The sequence below is a fragment of the Lishizhenia sp. genome, from assembly GCF_033720595.1.
Lineage (GTDB): Bacteria > Bacteroidota > Bacteroidia > Flavobacteriales_D > Crocinitomicaceae > Lishizhenia.
Genome location: NZ_JAWWCF010000157.1, coordinates 1 through 7,300, shown reverse-complemented (window position 1 = coordinate 7,300; position 7,300 = coordinate 1). Strand labels below are relative to the sequence as shown.

General features: G+C 37.1%; 9 protein-coding genes. 5 read left to right on the top strand and 4 right to left on the bottom strand.

Going from position 1 to position 7,300, the window contains the following annotated elements; all coding sequences use genetic code 11:
- The 5 genes from R3333_RS11045 to R3333_RS11025 all read left to right on the top strand — a co-directional run.
- Positions 1-847 (top strand): FAD-binding domain-containing protein (locus R3333_RS11045; RefSeq protein ID WP_318958839.1); only part of this gene is annotated, 847 nt, incomplete at its 5' end.
- Positions 840-2,288, top strand: coding sequence for a deoxyribodipyrimidine photo-lyase (locus tag R3333_RS11040; RefSeq protein WP_318958838.1), 1,449 nt, complete (start codon positions 840-842; stop codon positions 2,286-2,288). The genes R3333_RS11045 and R3333_RS11040, both read left to right, overlap by 8 nt.
- 188 nt (positions 2,289-2,476) lie before the next feature.
- Positions 2,477-2,605, top strand: a complete 129-nt coding sequence (locus tag R3333_RS11035) for a DUF2256 domain-containing protein (protein WP_318958837.1) — start codon at positions 2,477-2,479, stop codon at positions 2,603-2,605.
- A 4-nt stretch (positions 2,606-2,609) separates the two neighbouring features.
- Positions 2,610-3,245, top strand: coding sequence for a flavin reductase family protein (locus tag R3333_RS11030; protein ID WP_318958836.1), 636 nt, complete (start codon positions 2,610-2,612; stop codon positions 3,243-3,245).
- A gap of 84 nt (positions 3,246-3,329) precedes the next feature.
- Positions 3,330-4,808, top strand: a complete 1,479-nt coding sequence (locus R3333_RS11025) for a cryptochrome/photolyase family protein (protein WP_318958835.1) — start codon at positions 3,330-3,332, stop codon at positions 4,806-4,808.
- A gap of 16 nt (positions 4,809-4,824) precedes the next feature.
- Here the strand turns inward: R3333_RS11025 and R3333_RS11020 are convergent, their stop codons facing one another.
- The 4 genes from R3333_RS11020 to R3333_RS11005 are packed head-to-tail and all read right to left on the bottom strand — an operon-like array spanning position 4,825 to position 7,012.
- A complete protein-coding gene (locus tag R3333_RS11020; protein WP_318958834.1) occupies positions 4,825-5,163 on the bottom strand; it encodes a hypothetical protein in 339 nt (112 codons plus the stop codon).
- Between the two features lie 17 nt (positions 5,164-5,180).
- The gene (locus tag R3333_RS11015) at positions 5,181-6,095 is read right to left on the bottom strand and encodes a J domain-containing protein (protein WP_318958833.1); all 915 of its coding nucleotides are present in this window, start codon (positions 6,093-6,095) and stop codon (positions 5,181-5,183) included.
- A 6-nt stretch (positions 6,096-6,101) separates the two neighbouring features.
- Entirely contained in the window at positions 6,102-6,542 is a 441-nt protein-coding gene (locus R3333_RS11010; protein ID WP_318958832.1) for a hypothetical protein, read from the bottom strand.
- Positions 6,543-6,601: 59 nt separating this feature from the next.
- Positions 6,602-7,012 carry an Hsp20/alpha crystallin family protein gene (locus tag R3333_RS11005; protein ID WP_318958831.1) on the bottom strand — a complete coding sequence of 137 codons (411 nt, stop codon included), beginning with the start codon at positions 7,010-7,012 and terminating at the stop codon, positions 6,602-6,604.
- Between the last annotated feature and the right edge of the window lie 288 nt (positions 7,013-7,300).

Genomic DNA, 7,300 nt, shown 5'->3' with positions numbered 1-7,300 from the left:
GAAAGGTGATTTAATTTTCCAAGCTATAAAACAGCAGCAAACGACAGTTGTGAGTAAACAAATGCCCACAGCAATACTTGACGCACAAACTGGAATAAGCGCCTTAGATGAGGCTTTAAACACCCTAAAAACGACAGGTTATATGCACAACCATATGCGCATGTACGTGGCATCCATCGTTTGCAATATTGCAAAAACAGATTGGAAGGTGGGTGCAGATTGGATGTATAGTCAACTTTTAGATGGAGACTTGGCCAGTAACCACCTGAGCTGGCAATGGGTGGCAGGTACCAATTCTAACAAAAAGTATTACGCGAATCAGAACAATATCAACACCTATTTTGGAACAAATGATCGAGGTACATTTTTAGATAAAACTTACGAAGAACTACCCGAAATGGAAATTCCAGATGTCCTGCAAGCAAGAAGAGAATATAGCATTCAAACCGATTTAAACGCTATCAAAAGCGACGAAATACACACCTATACCAATAGTTTAATTCATACATATTACAACATTGATTTAGAAGTAATTAAAACTACAACAGCTCAGCACATTCTCTTATTAGAACCCAAACTTTTTAGAGCTCATCCTGTAACAAATAACTGCCTAGAATTTGTGATAAATCTAGCTAAAAACATTCAGGGAATTAAAATCTTCGTTGGAGAATTTGACAATCTCTTAACGCTATTGGGAGAAGAAAATATCATCTACAAAGAACATCCTACCAACCAACATTTTAAAGGTAAAAAGATGGAGAGAGATTGGATGACTACTGTGAAAGGTGACTTTCCCTCTTTCTTTAAATTCTGGAACAAAGCCAAAAAAGAATTACAGTATGACTAAAGAGGTGAATATCGTTTGGCTGAAAAGAGATTTAAGGCTCAATGATCATGCTCCCTTCCATCAGGCTGAACAAGAAGAATTGGATTACATCATCTTGTATTGTTTTGAACCCAAGCTTATAGAGCATCCCGACACCTCTGAGCGTCACCTTCAATTTATCTATCATTCTTTACAAGAAATGAATAGCAAGTTGCGTGAAGTAAACCGGAGCATTAGTATTTGTTACACCTCTGCAAAAGAGGGATTTAAGCACATTCACAAAGAATATAAAATCAACACCGTTTTCTCTTACCAAGAAAGCGGAACACAAATAACTTGGGAAAGAGACAAATCGTGTGCTCATTGGTTTAAAACACATAATATTAGATGGATAGAATTTCAACGTGATGGTATTTTAAGAGGGATAAAAACTAGAGAGAAGTGGGACAAGGCTTGGTTGAGTGTTATGCATCAAGCAGTGATTAAAAATGGATTTACTTTTTCCAAACTACCTGCTTTAGAGCATCCCTATTCACTTCCTCCTCATTTTAAAGAACAACTCTCTTCCTATCCAACTTCTTTTCAAAAACCAGGTGAAGATCAAGCCTGGAAGTATTTGGCTTCCTTTTGTAAGGAAAGAGGAAAAAACTACAACAAACATATCTCTAAACCGGCCGAAAGTAGGCGTTCATGCGCCCGTATCTCCCCGTATTTGGCATGGGGAAATATATCCATCCGTCAAGCATATCAATATGTCAAAGCACATCCTAATTACACCAAATATAAACGCCCTTTTAACGGCATGCTCACACGGCTGCATTGGCATTGCCATTTCATCCAAAAGTTTGAGGTTGAATGCAGCTATGAAACCGAGTGCATCAACCGCGGGTATGAAGAACTAACGTACAGCAACAACGAAGATCTGCTGGAAAAATGGAAAACAGGTAACACCGGAATTCCAATAGTTGATGCGTGTATGCGATGCTTAACGCACACCGGGTGGATTAACTTTAGAATGCGGGCAATGTTAGTTTCTATCCTTTGTTTACATTTTGATGTTTCTTGGAAAAAGGGTGCCTATCACCTCGCCCAACTCTTCCTCGATTATGAACCCGGCATACATTATCCTCAAATCCAAATGCAAGCCGGTACTACGGGGGTAAACACGGTTCGACTCTACAACCCCGTTAAACAATCTAAAGATCATGATCCTAAGGGAGAGTTCATCAAAAAATGGATTCCAGAATTGCGTGAGGTACCTGTAGAATTCATTCATGAGCCTTGGAAAATGACCGTTTTCGAATTGGCTGACTTCAAAGAAGAATTTACTTATCCCATGCTAGAAATGGACTTAGAAAAAGTCGCCCGAAAAGCTAGAGAAAAGATATGGGGACACAGAAAGCATCCTAAAGTAAAGGAAGAGGCACGGCGCATTTTGGCTACACATGTGAGACAGGCGTGAGTTTGAGGGGTTGAGGGTTTGATTGTTTGATAGTTTGAATGTTTGAATGTTTGAGGATTTAAAAATTTAAACATCCCGATGGTATCGGGATATTTAAAGATTTAAGAAAGTCATGACAACCCACATAGTTTCCTTATTTTTTTGAATTCTGAGCTTGCGAAGACTTAAATTTTTAAATAAACATTACCATGAAAAAAGAACATTTACCTACTAAAATTTGTCCTGTATGTAAACGTCCTTTTACCTGGCGTAAAAAGTGGGAGAAAAACTGGGATGAAGTAAAATATTGCAGCGAACGCTGTAGAAGAAACAAATAAATACATGGAATTAACACAGTACGAATTAACACAATTAGATCGCAAATACAGACTCAACCTAATCAACTCAATTTCAGGTATAAAACCTGCAAATTTGATTGCTACAAAATCGAAGGATGGGAAAGAAAACGTTGCTATATTTAGCTCTGTGGTTCATTTGGGGTCTAACCCTGCTCAACTAGGCTTTGTGCTTCGCCCACAAGGAAATGAACCACGAGACACCTATGCCAATATCTTGGAAACAGGCGTTTACACCATCAATCATATACCTGAGGTTTTGCACAAAAATGCTCACTATACTTCAGCAAAACTAGCTAGAGGAGTCTCCGAATTTGAACGCATGAATATAGCTCCAGTTTACTTAAAGAACTTCCACGCACCTTTTGTTAAAGAAAGTCCAGTAAAACTAGCCATGAAGCACCTCCATAGCATTCCGTTACCCAACGAATGTTCTTTTATCATTGGTGAAATTGTATATATAGACCTTCCTGAAGAAGCTGTAAATGAATTAGGACAAATTGATTTAGCTTACAACAATACCGTGGGTATAGGAGGTTTAAACACTTATTACAAACTAGAAAAGATAGAGACCTATCCTTACGTGAGAACACATGAGCTACCTGAGAAGGAAGAGTTTTAGAAAAAGCCTTTAATCCATCATAAAATAATGTTTTAGAATAAAAAATTCATCAAGTATTCTTACGCACAAGGAATAAAATACAACATGAAAACATCTGTAGCTCTTATATTTCCCCATCAATTGTTCAAAGAAAGTGAACTCTTAAAACTAGGTGTAGACATTTACCTCATAGAGGAATATTTATTCTTTAAATTGTATAAATTTCACAAACAGAAATTAGCCTTTCATCGTGCAACAATGCAGGAATACAAAGCTTATTTGGAAGCAAAAGGATTAAAAGTTCACTATGTAGCTTGCAATGAAATAGGTTCCGATATTCGTGAATTAGACCAATTGCTGAACATCCAAGAGTTGGATGCAATTCACCTGCTTCACCCCGAGGACAATTGGTTAGAGCAACGACTTTTTTCGTTTAGTGAAAAGGTGAATTTTAAGGTTTACGATACACCTGCGTTTTTATTGAATCGTGCAGAAATAGCCAAAGAATTTAAAAGCAGTAGAAAATCTTTTTATCAAACCACATTTTATAAGAAACAAAGAGAGCGTTTCAACCTATTAATGGATGAAGACGGAAAACCTGAAGGTGGAAAATTGAGTTTTGATGCTGATAACAGAAAGAAATACCCCAAAAGTAAAACACCTCCATCCACTCATTTCCCGAGTGCAAATAAAGCATGGGAAGAAGCTGTAAATTATATTGAAAATCACTTCTCCTCTAACCCTGGAGAAATAAGCAAGCATAGTCACTACCCTCTTAATTACAAAGAATCTGAAGACTGGCTTCAACAATTTCTAGATTTCCGTTTTCATGAATTCGGAGCTTATGAAGATGCGATTGTAAAGGAAGAACATGTACTTCATCATAGTTTACTCTCTCCTTTAATCAATGTAGGGCTGCTTTTACCCATGGAAGTGATAAACACAAGTATTGCATTTGCAAAGGCAAACGATGTCCCCATCAACTCTTTGGAAGGGTTTGTACGTCAAATCGTTAGTTGGAGAGAATTTATTAGAGGGTTATACGTGAGTCATGGAGTTTCCTCTCGCACCAAAAACTTTTGGAAGTTCACACGACCAATACCTTCGTCATTTTATACAGGAGACACAGGTATAATCCCTATAGACGATACCATTAAAAAAGTATTAAAAACAGGCTACTGTCATCACATTGAACGCTTAATGGTGCTTGGTAATTTCATGTTACTTTGCCAATTCGATCCGGATGAAGTATATCGTTGGTTTATGGAGTTATTTATCGATGCCTATGATTGGGTCATGGTTCCCAATGTCTATGGTATGAGTCAGTTTGCTGATGGGGGACTTTTTGCAACCAAACCTTACATTTCCTCTTCTAATTACATTTTAAAAATGAGTAATTACCCCAAAGGAGATTGGCAAAACGTGTGGGACGCACTGTTTTGGAACTTCATTGGTGAACACGAAGATTTCTTTGCTAAAAACCACAGAACAGGATTTATTTTAGCCAACTACAGGAAACAAAGTCCTGAAAAAAAGGAAGAACATCTAAAAATTGCACAAGCTTTTTTAGACCAACTTACTTAACTTCAAATGCATTAGGTCATTCAAGCAATTCAAGTTGAATTTTAGCCACGTATGGATTGTTCGCATCACCATTAAGCAACACTAACTTTCTGGCCATGTGCGACAAACGCCAATCCCTGAGTAATATTCCTTCTCTACAAAGGTAAATGGCTTTAAAATGTTTTCTTACTCTAATATCGGCTGCTTTACAAATGCTCATCGCCCTTTTAACCGCGTTTTGCATTTCCTCAAACCTCAAGTAACCACTCGTTACTAAATCCGTTGCTTTGTAACGCAATTCTACATCTATAATGTTCTCTTCCAAGTCGTTTAGACTCTTATTCAAATTATAAGTGTTGTACAATACGATATGCATAATTTCTAGTTTTTGTTTTAATTCGCCTTTACGCTGGCCATTTCTTGAAGCTTGCTAAATAGTTCTTTTTCCTGTGGACTTAAATGTTTAGGTATATTCACATTTAACACTACGTACATGTTTCCATGTCCATGTTTTCCATAAAGCGGCATGCCCTTACCCTTTAAACGTAATTTTTGTCCATTCTGAGCACCTGCAGGAATCTTTATACTCAATGCTCCTTCAAAGCTTTGAACCTGTTTAAAACCTCCTAATACGGCCGTAAAAAGATCTATATCAAGATACTGAATTAGATCGGAATTTTCAACTTTAAATACGGGATGTTCTTTGAGGTGAATTTTAACATAAAGATCTCCTGGTTTTCCACCATTCCCCCCTTTTCCACCTTTCTCTTTTATTCTAAGGGTTTGACCATCCTTTGTACCCGGTTTCGTTGTAATTCGAATCTTTTTATCAGGCAACTGCAGGATTCTTTGCGTTCCATGATAGGCCTCCTCTAAGGTCAATTCAATATCGGCTTGGAAATCATTTCCTTTAAAACCAGATGTTGAACGTCTACCTTGAGTTCTTTGTCCGCCAAACATGCTCTGGAAAAAATCATAAAAATCACCCTCATTAAAAGCCTCTGCATTACTGTAATATTGCCCTGAACCACCTGTATTCCATTGGTTCTCGTTAAAACCACCACCAGAATTTCCTTGCTGAAAGCGGTTCCAATTTGCGCCTAACTCATCATATTTCTGACGCTTTTCTGCATTGCCTAATACTTCGTAAGCTTCATTTATTTCTTTGAATTTTTCTTCAGCCATCACATCCCCCTGATTTTTATCCGGATGATATTTAACCGCTAGCTTTCGATAAGCTTTTTTTATCTCAGCGGCTGTGGCCTTTTTATCCACTCCAAGGACCTTATAATAATCTTTATAGTCCACAGTAAATTAACGTGTTAATAAATGCTGCAATTTCTCCTCATCCATCACCTTTTCTGTGACTTCAAACACTCTACGTTTCAAAGTTCTAAAATCTATGGTCGCTTTTTTAAATTCATCCTCAAGCACTTCGTGTTCTGCCCTAAAGACCTCTTCTTCATGGGAATATTCATTCTCCAAAAGCAAACTCATTTTAGCTCTGTGCTCCTTCATTTGTGTCGTAAGCGCCTTAAAAACAGTCCCTAATCGATTAAGTTCTCTACTGAGCTTACCCACCTCTTCCACATGTTCCTCATCGGTCATCCAAATAAAATACTTATCAATTAATCCATACAAAAACCTGATTTCATCCTTGTAAAAGGCGATGTCAGACTCCCAGTATTTGGTCAATACATAAAGATTAACCCAAGATGCTTTTTGGAGATAATCACTTTTTGGTCTTAGTCTCATTTCTTTAGTTTTAATAGTTAAAAAAAGGAGCGATAAAAACCGCTCCTTTGGATGGAACTTTAAGCAATGGTTATTTCCTTTTTCGGAGGAAGTTCCTTTTGCACTTTGTGCAAGGTTAATTTTAGAACGCCGTCATTATAGGTTGCATCTATATGATTAGCATCCACATTTTCCGGGAGGGTAAATGATTTTGAGAAAGACTTCGAGCTGAACTCTTTACGGGTATAATTCTTCTTCTTTTCTTCGTCTTCTTTTTTTGTCTGACCAGAAATATTTAAGACGCCATTTTCACAAGAAACTGAAAACTCATCCTTTTTTAAACCGGGTGCAGCAACTTCTATCTCATAATTTTCTTCGTTATCTACCACGTTCACTGCGGTAGACCAACTCGCATTAGAAAATCTATTTTTCATCCAAGATTCATCGAAAAAATCTGACAACGTAGGCCATTCGTGCTTTATAAGTGACATAACTTTTTGTTTTGAATTATTAATCTGATTCGCAAATGAAAAGTTACAACCAAAAAAACCTTAATTCAAGGCCAAACATCCCTACAAAACATTGAGAATTATCATTGAAATATTCAATAAAAAGGAGTATATACTGCTCAATATCAAAACACTGTAAAAAATACTTTTATTCTCTTAAACAGAAAAACCAAGGTGTTTAGGTTTAAATCTTTGAGGCTAGATATGCCCCCATACTAAAGCAAGATTGCAATAAATAACCTCCCGTAGGCGCATCGTAATCTAACATTT

Bases quoted from the DNA above. Each gene is read 5' to 3' on its own strand.
- R3333_RS11040 (WP_318958838.1), top strand. From the start codon at position 840: ATGACTAAAGAGGTGAATATCGTTTGGCTGAAAAGAGATTTAAGGCTC.
- R3333_RS11035 (WP_318958837.1), top strand. From the start codon at position 2,477: ATGAAAAAAGAACATTTACCTACTAAAATTTGTCCTGTATGTAAACGT.
- R3333_RS11030 (WP_318958836.1), top strand. From the start codon at position 2,610: ATGGAATTAACACAGTACGAATTAACACAATTAGATCGCAAATACAGA.
- R3333_RS11025 (WP_318958835.1), top strand. From the start codon at position 3,330: ATGAAAACATCTGTAGCTCTTATATTTCCCCATCAATTGTTCAAAGAA.
- R3333_RS11020 (WP_318958834.1), bottom strand. From the start codon at position 5,163: ATGCATATCGTATTGTACAACACTTATAATTTGAATAAGAGTCTAAAC.
- R3333_RS11010 (WP_318958832.1), bottom strand. From the start codon at position 6,542: ATGAGACTAAGACCAAAAAGTGATTATCTCCAAAAAGCATCTTGGGTT.
- R3333_RS11005 (WP_318958831.1), bottom strand. From the start codon at position 7,012: ATGTCACTTATAAAGCACGAATGGCCTACGTTGTCAGATTTTTTCGAT.